This is a genomic window from Pedobacter sp. MC2016-15 (assembly GCF_026239695.1).
In the GTDB taxonomy this organism is placed as follows: Bacteria; Bacteroidota; Bacteroidia; order Sphingobacteriales; family Sphingobacteriaceae; genus Pedobacter.
Window position 1 is genome coordinate 1 of record NZ_JAPIVS010000003.1, and the last position, 20,459, is coordinate 20,459.

Consider the following 20,459-nt stretch of genomic DNA (forward strand, 5'->3'; position numbering starts at 1 on the left):
CAGCTAGATCCTTCTTTTCAGCCTCAGTATTACGATCCGTCTTTCCTTTTCGTGCAGTACTTCGAGCAACATCTGCTTGCCATCCCTGTCGCGGAATAGTTCAGATAGCTCATTTAGGTTAAAGTGATCAATACTTTTGAAATCTACGGACAGTATTTCATCGCCGGCAGTTAAACCTATGCTTTCAGCCGGTGAGCCGGGCTCCACTCTGCTGATATAATACCTGTCATTTGGTTCTTTCAACACATAGATTTCTATTCCTGACATGTCGTGTTCAAATTTTCTTTTGAATGCATTGCTCTTTTTCAGGTACATCGCTTCATTCTGGTAGTCGAAAGTAACTACAAAGTGTTTCAGCACTTCGGCTCCCAGGCTCCCGTTTCTGGGAGTACCCTCCAGGTCTGTTCTTTGTACATCGTAAACCGGAAACCCTGCGAGAATATTTTTGAACGTAAAGTCGCTGATCTTTAAAGAATGCAGCCTGCCCATAGCGCCCGTAATCTCTCCGTTGATACCGACCCCAAGATTTGCAGGGATTGTGTATTTAGGTAGAGGAAAGGCCTGCTCATTGATGGATTCAAGGAGCAGGGCATGACTGGATCCATTATCTACCAGCAGATTCAGGCGGGTCTTTGTCGTGGAGTCGATACTCACTTCCGCTTTCAGGTAGGGTTTAGCATTGATAATTTCTATGGGGACCTTTACACCTTTAATCTTCCGGTTTGCATCAGGCCGGAAGTACGTGATCTTATTCGCCAGATAATTAATCCTGACAGTAAAACTCTGAAAGAAAAAATATCCCAGGATACCATGAATCTTGATCCCAAGATAGGAAGAGAGATCAAAAATATCTTCCTTAAATATGGCCGTTGGAATATTTTTGATCTCCGAGTTCCCTACTCTGGCGGTAATGTTCCTGGTTAAAATTGCATCTATTTCCGTACCTAAACCATATCCCTGAATTTTATACGTTTTGAACTGTTTCACATTTAAGATCTTCAGGAAAGAGGTATCCGTAATGATCATCTGTCCTACACCAGTATCCAGTAAAAAATTGTAGGGGCCATTGTTATTGATATATAGCGGTATGACGATCAGGTTTTTAATCCGTATAAAATCTATGGCGTCTTTCTTTCTGTTGCCGTCCAGTTTGAAATACTGTGCAGAACAAGAGGTGTTGATGGACATGGCAAGGGACAACAACAGTGCAATGCATAACATTGACTTCCATCGCTCGACTTGAATTAAAGGCCAGTCCATGATGAGGAGTAATAGGAAAAGATACCTGGTTAGAATTTCTTAATTGAATATACGAATAATTAAACGCTGGAGTTACAGCGCATTAAAGTATTTGATATAAATGCCGTATATATGGGAAATTTGGCTATCTTTGGACATCAATAAAGACATAAACATTTTATCTGATGATAAAATGTCAAAATATTCAGGTGTCTATATCGGTGGTGTCCACCTCTTCCCATTCCGAACAGAGAAGTTAAGCCCACCAGAGCCGATGGTACTGCGGTAACACGTGGGAGAGTAGGTCGGTGCCAGATCTTAAATAAAGGCTGCTTCATTTACTTGAAGCAGCCTTTTTTATTTTCGCAGTTGGCACCGGAATTTAGTTATCGTGCCGGTAGGAATATATAAACCTGATGTAAAACAATTATAAATACTCCCTTTTCTCAGCAGAATATAGCTAGTTTTGCCGGCGTTAATACATACAGAATGAAAGTAGCTCTTAATGGTTTTGGCAGGATAGGCCGCGTATTTTTACGTGCGGCACTGGAAAAAGACATCAATGTAGTGGCCATCAATGATCTTGCAGATCCGGCAACGCTTGCGCATCTTTTTAAATATGATACTGTTCATCGTGGTTTCAAAGGTGAGGTGTCTTTTGATGACGAAGCGCTGGTGATCAACGGGAAGAGGATTTTGGTTTTTAAGGAGCCTCAGCCAAAAAGTTTGCCCTGGGCTACCTTAGAAATAGATCTTGTACTGGAAGCTACAGGTAAGTTTGCCAATAGAATGGGAGCGGAGCAGCATCTGGATGCCGGAGCCAGACAGGTACTGATTACTGCACCTGCAGATAAGGATATACCAATGTATCTGCTCGGCGTAAATGATCATGAAATTGATATTACGGCCAGCATTCTTTCCAATGCTTCCTGCACCACAAATAATGTCGCACCCATGCTCAAGATCCTTGACGATAACTGGGGCATCCTGGATGGTTATATCACCACTGTGCACTCCATGACGGGTGACCAGAATCTGCATGATGCACCGCATAAAGATTTAAGAAGAGCCAGGGCAGCTTCGGCATCGATTATACCTACCAGCACCGGCGCAGCAAAAGCGGTAACCAATATCTTTCCTCACCTGGATGGTAAGCTCGGCGGCGCAGGAATCCGCGTGCCTGTGTTAAATGGATCGCTTACGGATTTCACCTGCATTCTGAAAAAGCCAACAACTATTGAAGAGATCAATGCTGCATTTAAACGTGCTGCCGAAAACGAAATGAAGCAAGTGCTGGAATACACTGAGGATCCCATTGTTTCTGTCGATATCCTTGATAATCCACATTCATGCATCTTTGATGCCCAGCTCACTTCCATAGTGGGTGATCTCGTAAAGGTAGTGGGATGGTATGATAATGAGTCGGGTTATTCAGCGAGGTTAGTGGATCTCGTGCTCAAAATCGCAGAGAAAAAAGCGGGCAGAAACGATTAATTTGCAATTAATCGGCATAGATCTGCTCAGGCTTCTTATATTTGGTGCAACGAATAAACATAAAATTATAACATGAAGACAGTTGACCAATGTGATTTCAAAGACAAGAAAGCCTTAATCAGGGTAGATTTTAATGTCCCTCTGGATAAAGATTTTACCATCACAGATGATAAAAGAATGCGTGCAGCTTTACCAACTATCACCAAGATTTTGAATGATGGCGGTTCTGTGATCTTAATGTCGCATTTAGGTCGCCCAAAAGGTGGCCCTGAAGAGAAATATTCATTAAAGCACATCCTGGCCGATCTGTCAAAAATGCTGAATGTTGAAGTGCAATTTGCGGATGACTGCATTGGTGCCCAGGCAACTGATAAAGCGAAAGACCTGAAGGCCGGACAAGTACTGTTACTTGAAAACCTGCGTTTTTACAAAGAAGAAGAAAAAGGAGATAAAGAATTTGCCGGTAAACTGGCTAAGTTAGGTGATGTATATGTAAACGATGCTTTTGGTACGGCACACCGTGCGCATGCATCGACATCAATCATTGCTCAGTTCTTCCCTGCTGAAAAATATTTTGGTTACCTGATGGCCGAAGAGCTGAAAAACGCTGAAAAGATCAACAACAACGCTGACAAACCTTTCACAGCAATTATGGGTGGCGCAAAAGTTTCAGACAAGATCCTTTTGATTGAAAGTCTGCTGGAAAAAGTTGACAACCTGATCATTGGTGGTGGTATGGCTTATACTTTTGCTAAAGCACAGGGTGGTGAAATTGGTACTTCCTTACTCGAAGCCGACAGAATGGAACTTTGTCTTGAGCTGCTTGAAAAAGCGAAAGCTAAAGGCGTTAACCTGTTGCTCCCGGTAGATACCGTGATCGCTGATAAATTTGATAATGAGGCAGAAAAGAAAAATGTTGATGCAGGTCAGATTCCGGCTGACTGGATGGGATTAGATATAGGCCCTAAGTCTGTAGCGCTGTTTGCTGAGGTGATCAAAAACTCTAAAACCTTATTGTGGAACGGCCCGATGGGTGTTTTCGAGATGGCAAATTTTGAGCAGGGAACACGTGCTATCGCTGATGCAGTAGTGGCAGGGACTAAAGAAAATGATGCTTTTTCTCTGATCGGTGGTGGTGATTCTGCTGCTGCAATTGCAAAATTCGGATTGGAAGAAGAAGTAAGTTATGTTTCTACCGGTGGTGGTGCTTTACTGGAATATATGGAAGGTAAAGAATTGCCGGGTGTAAAAGCAATAAATGACTAAAATAAGCAGAAAACGAGAATTTTAACTCAGATATTCAAGGAGTTAAACACCAGATTTTCCCGTCATACGGACAGAAGTCCAAACTTAAAGGCCAATGAAAATTGGCCTTTTTGCGTGTGAGGTGGGGAAAAATGGGGAAAATAGTATGTTGATAACTTTTTTGTGGTAGAATGTGGTAAAAAGTGGTAGAAGTATCTATTTTTACACTACATAAAAAGTGTAGATACTATAATGGTTCAATTGTTAGGAGAATTTGATTGTAAATTGGATGCCAAAGGCCGCATGATGGTGCCTTCGGGTCTAAAGAAACAATTGCCAAACGTTGACCAGGAGGGACTTGTGGTAAACAGGGGTTTTGAGAAACACCTGGTGATTTATCCCAGAAAAGTATGGGAAGACATCGTTACTGAGCTCAGCAAACTGAACCAGTTTGAAGCAAAAACCAGAGAATTTATACGTTTTTTTACGCGCGGTGCTACAGAACTGACGCTGGATTCTGCCGGCAGGGTAAATTTGCCTAAGTCGCTGCTTGAATATGCCGGTATTGAATCTGAGGTTGTACTGGCCTGCCAGTTCAATAAAATTGAACTCTGGTCTAAGTCGGCCTATGATAACTTCATGGACAGTGAGCCTGAAGATTTTGCGAGACTCGCTGAAGAGGTAATGGGTAATAAAAGGAAGGTGGAAGATGGAGAATAATTATCATGTACCAGTAATGCTGCAGGAATGTATTGATGGTTTGAATATCAAACCTGATGGCGTTTATGTGGACGTTACTTTTGGGGGTGGTGGCCATTCCAGAGAAATCCTGAGCAAACTGGGAAAAAATGGAATACTGATCGCTTTTGATCAGGATCCTGATGCTCAGCGCAATAAAATTGACGATCCGCGTTTCCTGTTTGTTGACCAGAACTTCGCTTTCCTGAAAAATAATCTCCGTCTGCTTGGCTACAAGCAGGTGGATGGTATTTTGGCTGATCTGGGAGTTTCTTCACATCAGTTTAACGAACCAGGACGGGGGTTCTCCACACGATTTGAATCATCGCTGGATATGCGTATGGATAAACAAGGCAAGCTTACCGCTGCTGATGTGCTCAATACCTATCCTGAAGAAAAACTGCACCGGATCTTTGGTATCTACGGGGAAGTGAAAAACGCGAAATCCCTGGCTAAGTCGGTCGTGACCTTCCGTGCCAACCAACCCATTGTGACGCTGGCAGATTTCAAACTTGCAGCTGCCGCCCACATCCCGAAAGGAAAAGAAAATAAATATATGGCGCAGGTGTTCCAGGCTTTACGCATTGAAGTAAACGCTGAGATCGATGTGCTCGAAAACTTTTTATTGCAGTCGGCCGAGGTATTGAATACCGGTGGAAGACTGGTAGTGATGTCATACCATTCGCTGGAAGACAGACCTGTAAAGAACTTCATTGCAAAGGGAAAGATCAGAGGCGAAGCGGATAAAGATTTCTTTGGCAACGAAGAAAAGCCTTTTAAAGCGATTACTCGTAAAGCTGTTGTGGCAGATGAGGAAGAGCTGGAAAGGAATAGCAGGGCAAGAAGTGCAAAACTAAGGATTGGAGAAAAGATATGAATAACCAGTTCAGAGAAGAGATAGAGGAAGAAGATGAATTACCGGAAGAACCGCTAATTAAACTGAAACCCAAAAAGGAAAGGGATACGGAGCATACCAGCCTTTTTTTTAAAAAGCTTTTCACTGAGGGTGCTGTGTCAAAAGAAACGGCGACAGCGATTATGCCTTTTCTGATCTTTTTATCGCTGCTCACGATGTTGTATATCGCGAACAGCCATATGGCCGTAAAGAATATCAGAGATATAGATAAATTAAATAAAGAAGTAAAAGAACTCAGCTGGGAATATAAGTCGCTCAAAGCCGATCTGATGTTCAAAAGCAAGCTGACAGAGGTAGCAAAAAAAGTTGATACACTAGGTATAAAGGAGCTCATAGAGCCACCAAAAAAAATTGTGATAAGTAGTAATGAACATTAGAGCTAACATATTATTACGTGTTTATTTGTCCTTCGGACTGATTGTACTGCTTGCCGTGGCAGTATTGATCAGATTATGCGATGTACAATTTGTAGAGGGGCATAAGTGGCGTGCCATGGCCGATAGTCTCTCTACAAAGTATGTCAACGTAGAGGCCGCACGTGGTAATATTTATTCTAATGATGGCAGCCTGCTCGCCACTTCTGTACCGGAATATGAACTGCGTATGGATATGTATGCCGGCGGAATCAGCGACAGCAAGATCTTCTACAGCAAAGTAGATTCGCTGGGTATAAAGCTCTCGCAGTTCTTTGGGGATAAAACGCCAAAGGAATATTCCCGTATGCTGCGCAGTGCAAGGGCAGACAGTGCCAGATATCTGCTGATCAAACGTAAAGTGAACTATCAGGAGTTAAAGACCATCCGGACTTTTCCTTTGTACAATATTGGTAAATACAGCGGGGGCCTGATGGCGATCCAGCAAAATAAAAGGATTAAGCCTTTCCAGTTTCTGGCTGCCAGGACCATTGGATATAAAAATGAAAACGTTGCCAACGGTGTAGGTTTGGAAGGAGCTTACGGAAAGTATATCAATGGTGAAAGTGGAAAACGTTTGGTACAGCGTATTGCGGGTGGAGTTTGGATGCCGGTAAACGATGAAGCAGAGATTGCACCGAAAGAGGGTGCAGATATCATCTCTACGATAGACATCAACATGCAGGATCTTGCGCAAAGTGCACTGGAAAAACAGCTGATTCTGAGCGATGCAGACCACGGTACAGTGATTCTGATGGAAGTAAATACTGGTGAGATCAGGGCTATTGCAAACTATACCCAGGTAGCTCCCGGAGAATATAAAGAGCAATTTAACTATGCAATTGCAGGAAACCAGGATCCGGGGTCGACTTTCAAAGTGGCTTCCTACATGGCGCTGCTCGAAGATGAAAAAGTAGATACCAATACGATGGTGAACACCGGTTCTTACCATGTTCCGGGAAAAACTATCGTGGATTCTCACGGCAGTATCGGCGTGGTGACGGTAAAAAGAGCATTTGAAGAATCTTCAAACGCAGCAATTGCGGAACTAGTGAGTAAACATTATAAAGATGATCAGTCTAAGTTTTCTGATCATTTGTACGACTGGCACCTGAATGAAAAAATGAAGCTTCAGATTCCGGGAGAGGCACAGCCGGTTGTTAAGAATCCGAAGAACAGAAGCTGGAACAAAAACCTGACGCTGCCACAAATGGCCTACGGGTATGAGATGCAGCTGACTCCATTGAAGATGTTATCTTTTTATAATGCCATCGCCAATAACGGAAAGTATATCTCTCCAATCTTTGTGAAGGAAATTCGTCGTCTTGGAAACCCTGTAGAGCAATTCAAGGCAAGGGTAATCAATCCTCAGATCTGTTCAGAAAAAACAATGAAGAAGATGCATGCCATGCTGGAAGGGGTAGTGACAGAAGGTACAGGAAAGCTGATGGGATCGCCATTTTACAGAGTTGCTGGTAAAACGGGAACTGCCCAGGTTGCCGACGGCAATAAAGGTTATAAAGCGAAGAGAAGCTACCAGGCATCATTTGCCGGGTATTTTCCAGCAGATAAGCCAAAATACTCGATCATTGTTTGTATCAACGGGCCTAAACACGGGTACTATGGTTCGACGGTTGCAGGACCGGTATTTAAAGAAATTGCAGACCGTATTTATGCAAGCGATCTGGAGATGTATAACAACGTAAGTGATGTGCGCCTGGTAGGTAATACAAAGAGTCCTGAGGCGAAGGCGGGACAAAGTAAGGCGGTGAAAAAAGTTTACAATGCCCTTGGAATAAAAACGCTGTATGCTGCAAAGTCAGACTATTTCAACAGTGTGGATACCAGCAACGGGATTGTTTATGAAGAATATAGTTCTGTGAAAGGCATGATGCCAAATGTGGTAGGAATGGGATTAAAAGATGCCCTTTACCTGCTCGGTAATGCCGGATTAAAAACACGGGTCAATGGAAGTGGAAAAGTAATGGCCCAGTCTATTCCCTCGGGAACCAAGATTGGAAAAGGCCTTTTGGTACAATTAGCTTTAAGATAAGTATGCAACTGCAGGATGTTTTATATGGAGTAGCGATGACGAACCTGGTTGGCTCAACAAACAGGGAAATCAGCATGTTAACTTTCGATTCGCGCGAGGTGCAGCAGGATGCTGTCTTTTTTGCTGTAAAGGGAACGCTGTCTGACGGCCATGCCTTTATTTCTCAGACGATCAGTGCAGGAGCTTCAGTGATCATTTGTCAGGATTTACCTGAGCAAAAAGATCCTGCAGTAACTTATATTGAAGTGGCTGATACCGGTGTTGCACTGGGGATCATGGCCTCAAATTATTATGGCAATCCTTCCGCTCAATTACAGCTGGTAGGTATTACCGGTACCAATGGTAAGACAACTATTGCTACGATCTTATTTAAACTGTTCAGAAGCCTGGACTTTCATACGGGCATGATCTCTACCGTTCAAAACCAGATTGATGAACTGGTTATTCCTGCTACCCATACCACACCAAACCCGCTGGCGCTGAACAAGCTGTTAAGGGATATGGTTACGGCGGGCTGTACACATGCATTTATGGAGGTAAGCTCCCATGCCGTAGTACAGCACAGGATAGAGGGATTGACATTTGTGGGCGGTGTATTCTCCAATATCACCCACGACCACCTTGATTTCCACAAGACTTTTGATAATTATATCAAAGCTAAAAAAGCGTTTTTCGACGGGCTTCCCAAATCAGGATTTGCTCTTACCAACGCGGATGATAAAAATGGGATGGTGATGCTACAGAATACAAAGGCATCAAAAAAAACATATGCACTGAAACAGCTGGCTGACTACAAAGGCAGGGTAATTGAAAACAGATTCAGCGGACTAAACCTGGAAATTGATGAGGTGGATGTGTTCTTTAAACTGGTGGGTTCATTCAATGCCTACAACCTGCTTGCCGCGTATGGCACGGCGATGTTGCTGGGTCAGGATAAGGTAGAAGTGCTGACTATTCTGAGTAATCTGAGCGGTGCTGAAGGGCGTTTTGACTATGTAAGCAATGCACAGCAGATCATTGGCATCGTCGATTATGCACATACACCGGATGCAGTTCAGAACGTATTGAGTACTATTCAGGATATCAGGAAAGGTACAGAGCAGGTGATTACTGTGATTGGCTGTGGGGGCGACAGGGATAAAACGAAACGTCCGGTGATGGCACAGGTGGCCTGCGACTGGAGTGATAAGGTGATCCTCACCTCTGATAACCCAAGAACTGAAGATCCGCTGGAGATCCTGAAGGAGATGGAGGCAGGTGTATCACCTACAAACAAACGTAAAACATTAACTATATCCGACCGTAGGGAGGCTATCAAAACGGCGTGTCATCTGGCAAGACCGGGAGATATCATTCTGATTGCGGGGAAAGGACACGAGAAATATCAGGATATCAACGGAGTAAAGCATCATTTTGATGATAAAGAAGTGTTAACCGAACAATTAAACTTAATCAGCTGATGTTATATTACCTATTTGAATATTTAAACGCACACTACGAATTTCCTGGCCTCAGGTTGTTCCAGTACATTACGTTCCGTACGTCAATGGCGATTATCATTTCATTGATCATCACGACTGTTTATGGCAGGAGGCTGATCAATTATCTGCATAAAATGCAGGTAGGTGAAACGGTGAGAAACCTCGGACTGGAAGGGCAAATGCAGAAACAGGGTACGCCAACCATGGGTGGACTGATCATCCTTGCCGGTATTCTTGTGCCTACACTTTTACTGGCTAATCTTACCAATGTCTATGTGCTGCTGCTGATCGTTACAACCGTATGGATGGGTACGGTTGGGTTTGTGGATGACTATATCAAGGTATTTAAAAAGAATAAAGAAGGACTGGCCGGCAGATTCAAGATTGTTGGACAGGTAGGTCTGGCACTGATCATCGGATGGACCATGTATTTCAATCCCAATATCGTGGTAAGAAAAACGGTGGATGAAACAGCGATGACCAAAAATGCCGCACCAATGGTCCTGAGACAAAAAGGGGGCAAGTTCTACTACACACAGGATATCAAATCAACGATCACGAATATTCCATTCTGGAAGAACAATGAGCTTGACTATGCGAAGGTGCTGAATTTTCTGCCGGGCTCTGAGAAATATGCATTCATCGTATTTATCTGTTTCGTGGTATTTATCATTACGGCGGTATCCAATGGGGCGAATATCACCGATGGGATTGACGGACTGGCCACAGGTACTTCCGCGGTCATAGGGATCACACTGGGGCTACTGGCTTATGTCTCTGGAAATACGATGATGGCAGAATATCTCAATATTCTGTACATCCCAAACTCGGGTGAGCTGATGATTTTTGCAGGTGCCTTTGTAGGGGCCTGTGTAGGATTTCTGTGGTACAATTCCTATCCTGCCCAGGTATTTATGGGGGATACCGGAAGTTTGGCCATAGGCGGTATTATCGCTGCTTTTGCCATCATGATCAGGAAAGAACTGCTGATCCCGATTTTATGCGGGGTTTTTGTAATTGAACTGTTGTCGGTAATGATCCAGGTCTCCTGGTTTAAATATACAAAAAAGCGTTTCGGAGAAGGCAGGAGGGTATTTCTAATGTCCCCCCTACATCACCACTATCAAAAGAAAGGATACCATGAAGCCAAAATCGTCACGCGTTTCTGGATAATCAGTATCCTGCTGGCAATTATTACTATTATCACTTTAAAACTGAGGTAATGGAAGGAAAAAGGATAGTCATATTAGGCGCTGGTGAAAGCGGAATAGGTGCAGCAATGCTGGCGCAGCAGCAGGGTTTTGATGTTTTTGTATCGGATTTCGGTGCTATCGCTGAGCGTTACAAGCAAACGCTTGTGGAATTGAACATCGCCTACGAGGAAAAACAGCATACAGATGAGCTGATCCTGAATGCCGCTGAAGTGATTAAAAGTCCGGGTATACCGGATTCGGCACCGATCATCAAAGGGCTGAAGAAAAAGAATATCCCGGTGATCTCGGAAATTGAGTTTGCCAAAAGATATACTTCCGCAAAAACGATCTGTATCACGGGATCAAACGGGAAGACAACAACTACCATGCTGACGTACCATATCCTGAAAAAAGCGGGATTAAATGTCGGACTGGCAGGGAACATCGGACATAGTTTTGCGGCGCAGGTGGCTACGGAAAATTTTGACTGGTACGTACTGGAAATTTCGAGTTTTATGCTGGATGACATGTTCGACTTCAGGGCTGATATTGCCATTCTGCTGAACATTACCCCAGACCATTTAGACAGGTACGACTACAAAATGGCAAATTATGCAGCATCCAAGATGCGCATTACAAGAAACCAGCGGATTCAAGATCATTTTATCTACTGTGCCGATGATGAAGAAACATTAAAGGCATTAAAAAATACAAAGGTGAACGCCACACAGAGTCCATTTTCTATCCGTAAAAAGTTAGAAGGTGGTGCATATCTGGAAGGCAATAACTTACATATCAACATAAACCCATTAGATCCATTAACCATGTCAATTACAGAGTTAGCCCTTCAGGGCAAGCACAATATCTACAACTCAATGGCTTCGGGCATAGTTGCGAAAGTACTGGATATCCGCAACGCAACTATCCGAGAGAGTATGGGGGATATCAAAAATATTGAACACCGGTTAGAACATGTGGCTAAAATATCCGGGGTGGATTATATCAATGATTCCAAAGCTACCAATGTAAATTCTACCTGGTATGCCCTGGAAAGTGTAAATCCTGAGGTGATCCTGATCCTGGGTGGTGTGGATAAAGGGAATGATTATGATATGCTGAGAGACCTGGTAAGACAGAAAGTGAAAGCGATCGTTTGCTTGGGTAAAAACAACAAACGTATTCACGAAGCATTTGAAAATGATGTGGAAGTGATTGTCAATACTTTTTCTGCACATGAGGCAGTTCAGGTGGCGTATCACCTGGCAACGAAAGGCAATACGGTATTGTTATCTCCTGCCTGTGCAAGTTTTGACTTGTTTAAAAATTATGAAGACCGTGGCAATCAATTTAAGATGGCCGTTAAAGAATTGTAAACATGAGTGCAGTACAGTTGCTTTTAGAAAAAACAAAGGGAGACCGCTGGATATGGCTGATCATTATCCTGCTTTCCCTGATTTCTATTCTTGCTGTTTATAGTGCTACCGGAACGCTGGCCTTTAAACAGGGCAAGACCGTGGAAAAACTATTGCTGACCAAACACCTGATCTTTGTGGTGATGGGGATTGGTATGATCTATATTGCCCATTTACTGGATTATAAATATTATGCAGGGATTTCAAAGATCCTGATGATCATTACGATACCGCTGCTGTTTTACACGCTGATCTTTGGTGCCAGCCTGAACGATGCTTCACGCTGGGTGAAAATCCCTATCATAGGGCTCACCTTCCAGACTTCAGATTTGGCAAAACTGGCCCTGATTACATTTTTGGCCAGGATGCTGACAAAGAAACAGGAGAATATCAAAGATGTAAAAACATCATTCATACCGATCATGGGATCGGTTTGTCTGGTTTTTGTACTGATTGCACTGGCAAATTTATCCACAGCGCTAATGCTTTTTGGCGTAAGTATCTTACTGCTGATCATCGGCAGGATCAGTATCAAGCAGATCATGTTTGTGTGTGCAGGAGGTTTTGTGTTGCTGATGTTCGTATTTTTCCTCGGTCCGAGGAGGGAGACGTACAAATCACGTATCAACTCGTTTATGCATCCCGAGCAGCAGCATTCAGATAAAACGTTCCAGGCAGATCAGGCGAAGATTGCTTTGGCAACAGGTGGTTTTTTTGGTAAAGGTCCCGGAAATAGCACACAGCGTAACTTCCTCCCACACCCGTATTCAGATTTTATCTTTGCGATCATTGTGGAGGAATATGGCATTCTGGGGGCGCTGATTATCATTGTGCTGTACCTGATTCTGCTGTACCGTTGTGTGCGGATTGTAACGCAGAGTCCTAAGGCCTTTGGTGCCCTGCTGGCCGCAGGGCTGAGTTTCAGTCTGACCATACAGGCTTTTGCAAATATGGCTGTAGCAGTAGGTTTAGGTCCTGTTACAGGGGTGCCGCTGCCGCTGGTGAGTATGGGGGGAACATCAATGATCTTTACCAGTATCGCCTTCGGCATTATTCTGAGTGTGAGTAGGGATGTTGAAGAAAATGGCAAGAAATCATTGGGAGATACCGTTACTAATAAGAGTGACAGCAATAATAGAAAAGTAATTGTCGGCGATTTATCGGCAATTGCATAAATAAACAAGGATGAGAGCAACAAGGGTAATTATTTCAGGAGGTGGTACTGGGGGACATATTTTTCCGGCCATCGCTATAGCCAATGCGCTAAGGCGGGCAGAACCTGCCTGTGAAATATTATTTGTTGGCGCAACCGGTAGGATGGAGATGGAAAAAGTTCCTGCTGCCGGATATAAAATCGTGGGTTTGAATATCGCTGGTATCCAGCGCGGATCTATTGTTAAAAATCTTGCACTGCCTTTCAAACTGATGGGCAGTGTGCAAAAGGCGATGAAACTGATTGCAGAGTTCAAGCCGGATGTGGTAGTGGGTGTTGGGGGATATGCCTCGGGACCAATACTTTTTGCTGCTTCATGGAAAAAGGTACCTTACCTGATACAGGAGCAAAATTCTTACGCAGGTATCACCAATAAGAGGCTGGGTAAAAATGCTTCAAAGATCTGTGTAGCTTTTGATGAGATGGATGCCTTTTTTCCTGCGGCGAATATCCTGAAAACTGGTAATCCTGTGCGTAAGGAGGTGGTTGACATTCAGAACAAACACTTCCGTGGTGCCGAGTTGCTGAAGCTGGATCCGCTGAAGAAAACTATCCTGGTGACCGGTGGAAGCCTCGGTGCGGGAACGCTGAATAAGAGTATAGAAAAACATTTGCAGGATTTTGTTGAACAGGATGTTCAGCTGATCTGGCAGACAGGAAAATATTATTATACAGGGATCATGGAGCGAATTGGAGCAAACTTCCATCCGAATATCCGTATTCTGGAATTTTTGAACCAGATGGACCTGGCCTACGCTGCTGCAGATGTGATCATTTCGCGGGCAGGTGCCGGCACAATCGCTGAGCTTTGCCTGATTAAAAAACCTGTGATCCTGGTGCCTTCGCCAAATGTGGCCGAGGATCACCAGACAAAAAATGCTTTGGCACTGGTAAAGAACAATGCAGCAATGCTGATCAACGACCGCTCTGCTGAGGATACTTTAGTAAAAGAAACACTTGATCTGCTCAGGGATGAAGAGCGTTGCGAATTGTTATCAGAGAACATCGGCAGGATGGCCCTGCCTGAAGCTGATGAGCTGATCGCGGCAGAAATTTTTAAACTGGCAGCAAAAAGAAAGATATAAAAATGGAACTGGAATTAATCAAACGCGTTTATTTTGTGGGTGTCGGTGGCATCGGAATGAGTGCGCTTGCGCGTTACTTTAAGAAACGCGGATGCCATGTTAGCGGATATGATAAAACCCGCACCATTTTAACTTCAGCTTTGGAAGAAGAAGGAATACAGATTACCTATACAGATTCCCTGAGTGCTTTACAGGATGACTACCTGGTTAAAGATGAAGAAACCCTGGTGGTTTATACACCTGCTATTCCGAAAGATTCAGTACTGCTGAATTATTTCAGGGACCATGGCTTTGATCTCCAGAAACGTTCGCAGGTGCTGGGCATTATCAGCAGAGGCCAGTTTTGTATTGCTGTGGCAGGAACGCATGGAAAAACTACTACGTCGACCATCGTTGCGCATATCCTTACGGACAGTGGCTATGGTTGTACTGCATTTTTAGGGGGTATCGCTACCAACTACGGCAGTAATTTCCTGATAGGAGACAATGATGTGGTGGTGGTTGAAGCGGACGAGTATGACCGTTCTTTTCTGACGCTGCATCCGGATATCGCGGTCATCACTTCTATGGATGCAGATCATCTGGATATTTATGGGGATGCGGCCCAGCTGCATGAATCATTCTATCTTTTTGCGGGTCAGCTGAAGGAAGGTGGAACGCTGTTCGTAAAAGAGGGTTTGCCATTGAGCTCAGGTATCAGTTATAGTGCAGGACCAGCTTCGCAGGTTCGGTCAGAAAATATAAGGGTGGAGAACGGTGATTTTGTGTTCGACTACACCGATGATGAGGTGTCAATCCCTGACATCAAATCTATGCTGCCGGGGAAACATAATGTGGAAAATACCACTGTTGCGATTGCTGCAGCGCTGAAGTTGGGTATTGCGGCGGAAAAGGTGAAAGCTGCTGTGGCCAGTTTCAGAGGGGTTAAAAGACGTTTTGAGTATATTGTCAGAGAAGATAAACATATCTATATCGATGATTATGCACATCATCCTGAAGAACTTCGTGCGTGTTTTCATGCGGTAAGGCAGCTTTATCCGGAAAAGAAGCTAACGGTGATTTTCCAGCCACACCTGTTTAGCCGTACACGGGACTTTGCAGCTGAATTTGCGGAAGTGCTAAGCACTGTAGACGAACTGCTGCTGCTGGATATTTACCCTGCACGTGAACTCCCGATGGATGGTGTTACTTCTGCCTGGCTACTGGAACAAATGACGCTTTCTGCCTGTGCAGTTTATACGAAGGACGAAGTGTTGGGATATGTTAGTGAAATACAGCCTGAATTATTGCTTACAGTAGGTGCAGGTGATATAGATACGTTGATTCAACCCTTAAAAAATATTTTAACCCATGTTTAAGAGGATCAATTGGAAATTTGTTTTTAAATGTTTTGCCTGGCTGATCAGTCTGGGCGGAATAGTGACCTTAATGAGCTTTGTTGAGGTAAAAAAACATACAGTCCATTGTACCAATATCAAAATTCTTATTCCTGGAGCAGATAATTTTATTGAAAGAGAAGAAATAGATGCTATTCTGAAACAGAGTGAAGGACAACTGATCGGGCGCAGCCTGGAAGGGATCAACCTCCATGCGATTGAACAGAGAATTAAATCGAATCCTTACATCGCGTTATCTACGGTATATGCTGATATGGATGGAGTTATCCATATTGAGATCAGTCAGCGGCAACCTATTCTGAGGGTCATTAATGCCAGCGGACAGGACTATTATATTGACCGCAATGGATTAAAAATGCCGGTATCACCCAACTTCACTGCCAATGTGCTGGTGGCAAACGGGCATATACTGGAGCACTTCAGTGGTAAAGTAGATACCTTGATTTCAAAAATGGCCTCAGACTTGTATAAAACGGCATTATTTTTGAAAAAAGATACCCTATGGGACGCACAAATCGAACAGATATTTGTTAATGATAAGGATGATATTGAATTGGTGCCAAGGGTGGGGCAACAGCGCATTATCCTGGGCACTGCGGATTCACTGGATGTTAAAATGACAAACCTGCTTACCTTTTACAAAAAAGCTATGCCTCAGGTGGGCTGGGATACCTATAAAACTATCAATATAAAATACGCTAATCAGATTGTTTGTGAAAAAAACAATCCGGATTCGCTGCACCGTGCCTTGAATGCCGCCAATGCATTTAAGCCTACTATGGCAGCAGCGAAAAAGGTAATGGACTCATTGGTGAAGGCCGAAATTGCTTCGGAACTGAAGAATAACCCTGATGAAAATGATGTAATGACGACTGTGCCGGATGAAAAGTTTGTTCCCCCGGTAGTGGTAGCGGTGCGTAAACCTGAACCGAAGAAAGTTGAAGTAAAAAAAGAGAGTCCGAAGGTGGAAGTGAAGAAAGCTGAGCCCAAGAAGGTGGAGAAACCAGTGGCGAAGAAACCTGAGGTGAAAAAGGCTGAAACGAAGAAGCCGGAGGTAAAGAGCAGCTGGAAACCTGAAGAAAAAAAGGTGCTGAAAACTGAAGAGAAAAAAGTAGTTGCGAAATCGGCTGCAGTAAAAACGGATGAGAAAAAAACTGAAGTAAAAAAGCCTGAGGTAAAAGCAACGGTGAAGCCGGCAGTAAAAACAACGGTAAAGACAGAAGAAAAGAAAACAGTAAAACCTGTGGTGAAAGCGCCGGCGAAAGCACATACATCGGCAATGCCAGAAATCAGATGGATCAAACCGGTGACGAAGACAGCTAAACCAAAGGATGAGAAAGATACCAAGAAAAACAAATAGTATACAATTCGACAAATAGATATAGTTATGGGCAAAGAAAAAACTGCCGTTCAATCTCCGATAGTAGTGGGATTAGACATCGGTACCACTAAAATCTGTGTGATAGTTGGTCGCAGAACACAGCATGGGAAAGTTGAGGTTTTGGGTATAGGCAAAGCAGAATCAGCGGGCGTCACCCGTGGTGTTGTGTCGAATATACAAAAAACTGTACAGGGTATTTCGCAGGCAGTGGAGCTGGCCAGCGGCCAGTCCAATGTGGAGGTGCGTGTGGTGAATGTTGGTATTGCAGGTCAGCATATCAAGAGTTTGCAGCACCGCGGAATTCTGACAAGAAGGGAGTTAAATAATGAAATCAGCAAGAGAGACCTGGATAAGCTGATTGATGATATGTTCAAACTGGTTATGCCCCCGGGAGAAGAAATCATTCATGTGCTGCCGCAGGAATTTACTGTAGATAATGAGCCGGGAGTTAAAGACCCAATTGGTATGGCTGGTGTTCGTTTAGAAGCCAACTTCCATATCATTTCCGGCCAGGTTACTGCAGTGAAAAATATCATGAGATGTGTGAGCAATGCCGGCTTGCAGACTCAGGAGCTGATACTGGAGCCTTTAGCCTCTTCAGAATCTGTATTGAGTGAAGAAGAGAAAGAAGCAGGGATCGCTCTGGTAGATATTGGAGGTGGTACTACTGATATCGCGATCTTCCATGAAGGTATAATCCGTCATACGGCCGTGATTCCTTTTGGAGGAAACAGTGTAACTGAAGATATCCGAGAAGGTTGTTCGGTGATGAGAAACCAGGCAGAATTGCTGAAAACTCGTTTCGGATCGGCTCTTGCAGAAGAAAATAAAGAAAATGAAATTATCTGTGTTCCCGGGTTAAGGGGCAGAGAGCCTAAAGAAATTTCGGTAAAAAACCTTGCCTATGTGATCCAGGCCCGTATGGAAGAAATCATTGAGCATGTTTATTACGAGATCAAATCTTCTGGTTATGAGAAAAAATTGATTGGTGGCGTAGTGATTACTGGTGGTGGTGCTTTACTGAAACATCTCTCACAACTGGTGGAATATGTTACTGGATTAGACTGCCGTGTAGGTTACCCTAACGAGCATTTGTCGAAGTACGAGGATATGCCTAAGACCATCTATGATGATCTGAAAAGCCCGATGTATGCGACGAGTGTAGGATTGCTGATCAAAGGAATTCAGAAGGCTGAAGAGCAGATGGAAGAGCTGAAGCAACCTGGTGTGTACATGGAAAAACAAGTGACATCACAGCCAAAAGTTAAACGCCCGGGAGGTGGATTGTTTGATAAGTTACTTGCTAAGACAAAGGACTTTATCAAAGATGACATGAACGTAAGCGATGAGGATTATATAAAACCGTAATAATTTATCAACAAAGCGCGACTTTTCCACATTATTGACAGTTGTGGATAACTAGTGTGGAAAAAGTGTTAATATTACGTTGAGAGATGAACAGGTAGAACCAATTTTTAAGTAACTGATTCATAAATATATGTATTTTGAAATGTTAAAAGATAAGTCATCAATCATCAAGGTAATTGGTGTTGGTGGCGGTGGTGGTAATGCGGTTAACCATATGTACCGTCAGGGAATTGCAGGTGTAGACTTTATTATTTGTAACACTGATGCTCAGGCATTGGAGTTTAGTCCTATACCCAATAAAGTACAGCTAGGTGCAAGTTTAACCGAAGGAATGGGTGCAGGCTCGATTCCGGAAGTAGGAAAAAATTCGGCTATTGAGAATATAGACGATATCAAAAGCATGTTGGGCAGTACTACAAAAATGTTGTTCATTACCGCAGGTATGGGCGGTGGAACAGGTACCGGTGCCAGTCCGATCATTGCCCAGGCAGCGAAGGAACTGGATATCTTAACTGTTGCCATCATTACTACACCATTCTCATTTGAAGGTAAGCGACGTAAGATGCAGGCCGAAGATGGTCTGGATGAACTGAAAAAATATGTAGACTCTTACCTGGTGATTTCAAACGACAGGTTACGTGAGATATTTGGAAACCTGACGCTGGGCTCTGCATTTGCACAGGCGGATGATATCTTAACAACCGCGGCCAAGGGTATCGCAGAGATCATTACTGTTCCGGGATATATCAACGTGGATTTTAAGGATGTGCGTACGGTAATGAAAGACAGTGGTGTATCCATCATGGGTAGCTTTGCCTGTGAAGGTGAAAACAGAGCGCTGATGGCTGTAGAAGGTGCCCTGGCATCTCCATTATTAAAAGATAACGAAATTGAAGGTGCAAGATATATATTGCTGAACATCAGTTCTGGTGTACGTGAAGTGACGATGGACGAGGTAGCAATTATTACTGATTATATCCAGGATAAGGCAGGTTTATCTGCTGACCTGATCTGGGGTAACTGTATCGACGAAAACCTTGGTGATAAATTATCGGTAACGATTATTGCTACAGGATTCCAGACTACAGAGCAACGTGCACAGGACAGGAAGAATGTAAAGAAAATCTCTTTACTGACTCCTGAAGAGGCGCCATTGGTAAAACCAGTGGAACCAGTTAACTCTTTTATGGAGCCTAAAACTGCAGCTGCTGCTGAACCGGTGATGAAGCTGAAAGAGGACATTAAACAGTCTGATCTTTTTGGTGACATGTATAGCGGCAACAGAGGAAGGCAGACTGAAGAGTCTGAACCTTCTATGATCAGACATACACTGGTTGAAGAAGAAACTCCTGCGACTGAAGCAAAACAGGAAGGCGGAATTGATTTTGAACTTAAAGTTTCTGAAACGGATTTTGTGTTCGAAGCCCCAAAAGCAAATTATGTGGAGCCTGTGGCGGAAGCGCAGCAGGAAGAAGTTGCTGAACCAGGACTGGATGACGATAAAAGCGATGAATCTATTGCAGATCAGTTGCAGAAATCGAAAGAGCGTATCATGCGCCTGAAAGACCTGAGCATGAAACTGCGTACCACTAACGGACTGCAGGAAATGGAAAATGAACCTGCCTACAAGCGCAAGCAAATGCAATTGCAGCAGGTGCAGCATTCATCAGAATCGCAGGTATCTAGATTTACATTAAGCAGCGATGAAGACGGAGGTACTGAAATCAGGCCTAACAATTCATTTTTACACGATAATGTTGATTAACCCTTTCTAAATTATTAACAGAAAGCCTTAACAAGAATTTGTTAGGGCTTTTTTAGCATTATAAAA

16 protein-coding genes and 1 rRNA gene are annotated in these 20,459 nt (G+C 43.5%); 16 read left to right on the forward strand and 1 reads right to left on the reverse strand.

The features are described from left to right. Positions 1-3: 3 nt before the first annotated feature. On the reverse strand, positions 4-1,260 hold the full coding sequence (locus OQY15_RS08935) for an aspartyl protease family protein (protein WP_265790468.1): 1,257 nt from the start codon (positions 1,258-1,260) through the stop codon (positions 4-6). A 184-nt stretch (positions 1,261-1,444) separates the two neighbouring features. On the opposite strand from OQY15_RS08935, the gene rrf reads away from it, so the two are divergent. The 16 genes from rrf (at position 1,445) to ftsZ (ending at position 20,393) form a co-directional block, all read left to right on the forward strand. Further along, positions 1,445-1,556: ribosomal RNA gene (gene rrf, locus OQY15_RS08940) — 5S ribosomal RNA — on the forward strand. Between the two features lie 172 nt (positions 1,557-1,728). Further along, positions 1,729-2,733 carry a type I glyceraldehyde-3-phosphate dehydrogenase gene (gene gap / locus OQY15_RS08945; RefSeq protein ID WP_265790470.1) on the forward strand — a complete coding sequence of 335 codons (1,005 nt, stop codon included), beginning with the start codon at positions 1,729-1,731 and terminating at the stop codon, positions 2,731-2,733. Between the two features lie 72 nt (positions 2,734-2,805). After that, positions 2,806-3,999, forward strand: a complete 1,194-nt coding sequence (locus OQY15_RS08950) for a phosphoglycerate kinase (protein WP_265790472.1) — start codon at positions 2,806-2,808, stop codon at positions 3,997-3,999. 231 nt (positions 4,000-4,230) lie between these two features. Further along, positions 4,231-4,698: a division/cell wall cluster transcriptional repressor MraZ gene (mraZ, locus tag OQY15_RS08955; protein WP_265790474.1), complete on the forward strand. Its 468-nt coding sequence runs from the start codon at positions 4,231-4,233 to the stop codon at positions 4,696-4,698. Next, the gene (rsmH, locus tag OQY15_RS08960; RefSeq protein WP_265790476.1) at positions 4,688-5,593 is read left to right on the forward strand and encodes a 16S rRNA (cytosine(1402)-N(4))-methyltransferase RsmH; all 906 of its coding nucleotides are present in this window, start codon (positions 4,688-4,690) and stop codon (positions 5,591-5,593) included. Before mraZ ends, rsmH begins: the two co-directional genes overlap by 11 nt. Next, on the forward strand, positions 5,590-6,009 hold the full coding sequence (locus OQY15_RS08965) for an FtsL-like putative cell division protein (RefSeq protein WP_265790478.1): 420 nt from the start codon (positions 5,590-5,592) through the stop codon (positions 6,007-6,009). The genes rsmH and OQY15_RS08965 overlap by 4 nt, the downstream gene beginning before the upstream one ends. After that, positions 5,999-8,098 (forward strand): penicillin-binding protein, encoded by a 2,100-nt coding sequence (locus tag OQY15_RS08970; protein WP_265790480.1) that lies wholly within the window; start codon positions 5,999-6,001, stop codon positions 8,096-8,098. Before OQY15_RS08965 ends, OQY15_RS08970 begins: the two co-directional genes overlap by 11 nt. Positions 8,099-8,100: 2 nt before the next feature. Beyond that, positions 8,101-9,558, forward strand: a complete 1,458-nt coding sequence (locus tag OQY15_RS08975) for a UDP-N-acetylmuramoyl-L-alanyl-D-glutamate--2,6-diaminopimelate ligase (RefSeq protein ID WP_265790482.1) — start codon at positions 8,101-8,103, stop codon at positions 9,556-9,558. Further along, the gene (mraY, locus tag OQY15_RS08980; protein WP_265790484.1) at positions 9,558-10,802 is read left to right on the forward strand and encodes a phospho-N-acetylmuramoyl-pentapeptide-transferase; all 1,245 of its coding nucleotides are present in this window, start codon (positions 9,558-9,560) and stop codon (positions 10,800-10,802) included. The genes OQY15_RS08975 and mraY overlap by 1 nt, the downstream gene beginning before the upstream one ends. Further along, a complete protein-coding gene (gene murD, locus OQY15_RS08985) occupies positions 10,802-12,145 on the forward strand; it encodes a UDP-N-acetylmuramoyl-L-alanine--D-glutamate ligase (RefSeq protein WP_265790486.1) in 1,344 nt (447 codons plus the stop codon). The genes mraY and murD overlap by 1 nt, the downstream gene beginning before the upstream one ends. Positions 12,146-12,147: 2 nt before the next feature. Next, the gene (locus OQY15_RS08990) at positions 12,148-13,359 is read left to right on the forward strand and encodes an FtsW/RodA/SpoVE family cell cycle protein (RefSeq protein WP_265790487.1); all 1,212 of its coding nucleotides are present in this window, start codon (positions 12,148-12,150) and stop codon (positions 13,357-13,359) included. Positions 13,360-13,369: 10 nt separating this feature from the next. Further along, positions 13,370-14,482, forward strand: coding sequence for an undecaprenyldiphospho-muramoylpentapeptide beta-N-acetylglucosaminyltransferase (murG, locus tag OQY15_RS08995; protein WP_265790489.1), 1,113 nt, complete (start codon positions 13,370-13,372; stop codon positions 14,480-14,482). A gap of 2 nt (positions 14,483-14,484) precedes the next feature. Next, positions 14,485-15,840 carry a UDP-N-acetylmuramate--L-alanine ligase gene (gene murC / locus OQY15_RS09000; RefSeq protein ID WP_265790491.1) on the forward strand — a complete coding sequence of 452 codons (1,356 nt, stop codon included), beginning with the start codon at positions 14,485-14,487 and terminating at the stop codon, positions 15,838-15,840. Next, positions 15,833-17,239: a cell division protein FtsQ gene (locus OQY15_RS09005; RefSeq protein WP_265790493.1), complete on the forward strand. Its 1,407-nt coding sequence runs from the start codon at positions 15,833-15,835 to the stop codon at positions 17,237-17,239. Before murC ends, OQY15_RS09005 begins: the two co-directional genes overlap by 8 nt. 27 nt (positions 17,240-17,266) lie before the next feature. Next, the gene (ftsA, locus tag OQY15_RS09010) at positions 17,267-18,628 is read left to right on the forward strand and encodes a cell division protein FtsA (protein WP_265790495.1); all 1,362 of its coding nucleotides are present in this window, start codon (positions 17,267-17,269) and stop codon (positions 18,626-18,628) included. Between the two features lie 130 nt (positions 18,629-18,758). Then, the gene (ftsZ, locus tag OQY15_RS09015; protein WP_265790497.1) at positions 18,759-20,393 is read left to right on the forward strand and encodes a cell division protein FtsZ; all 1,635 of its coding nucleotides are present in this window, start codon (positions 18,759-18,761) and stop codon (positions 20,391-20,393) included. Positions 20,394-20,459: the final 66 nt, after the last annotated feature.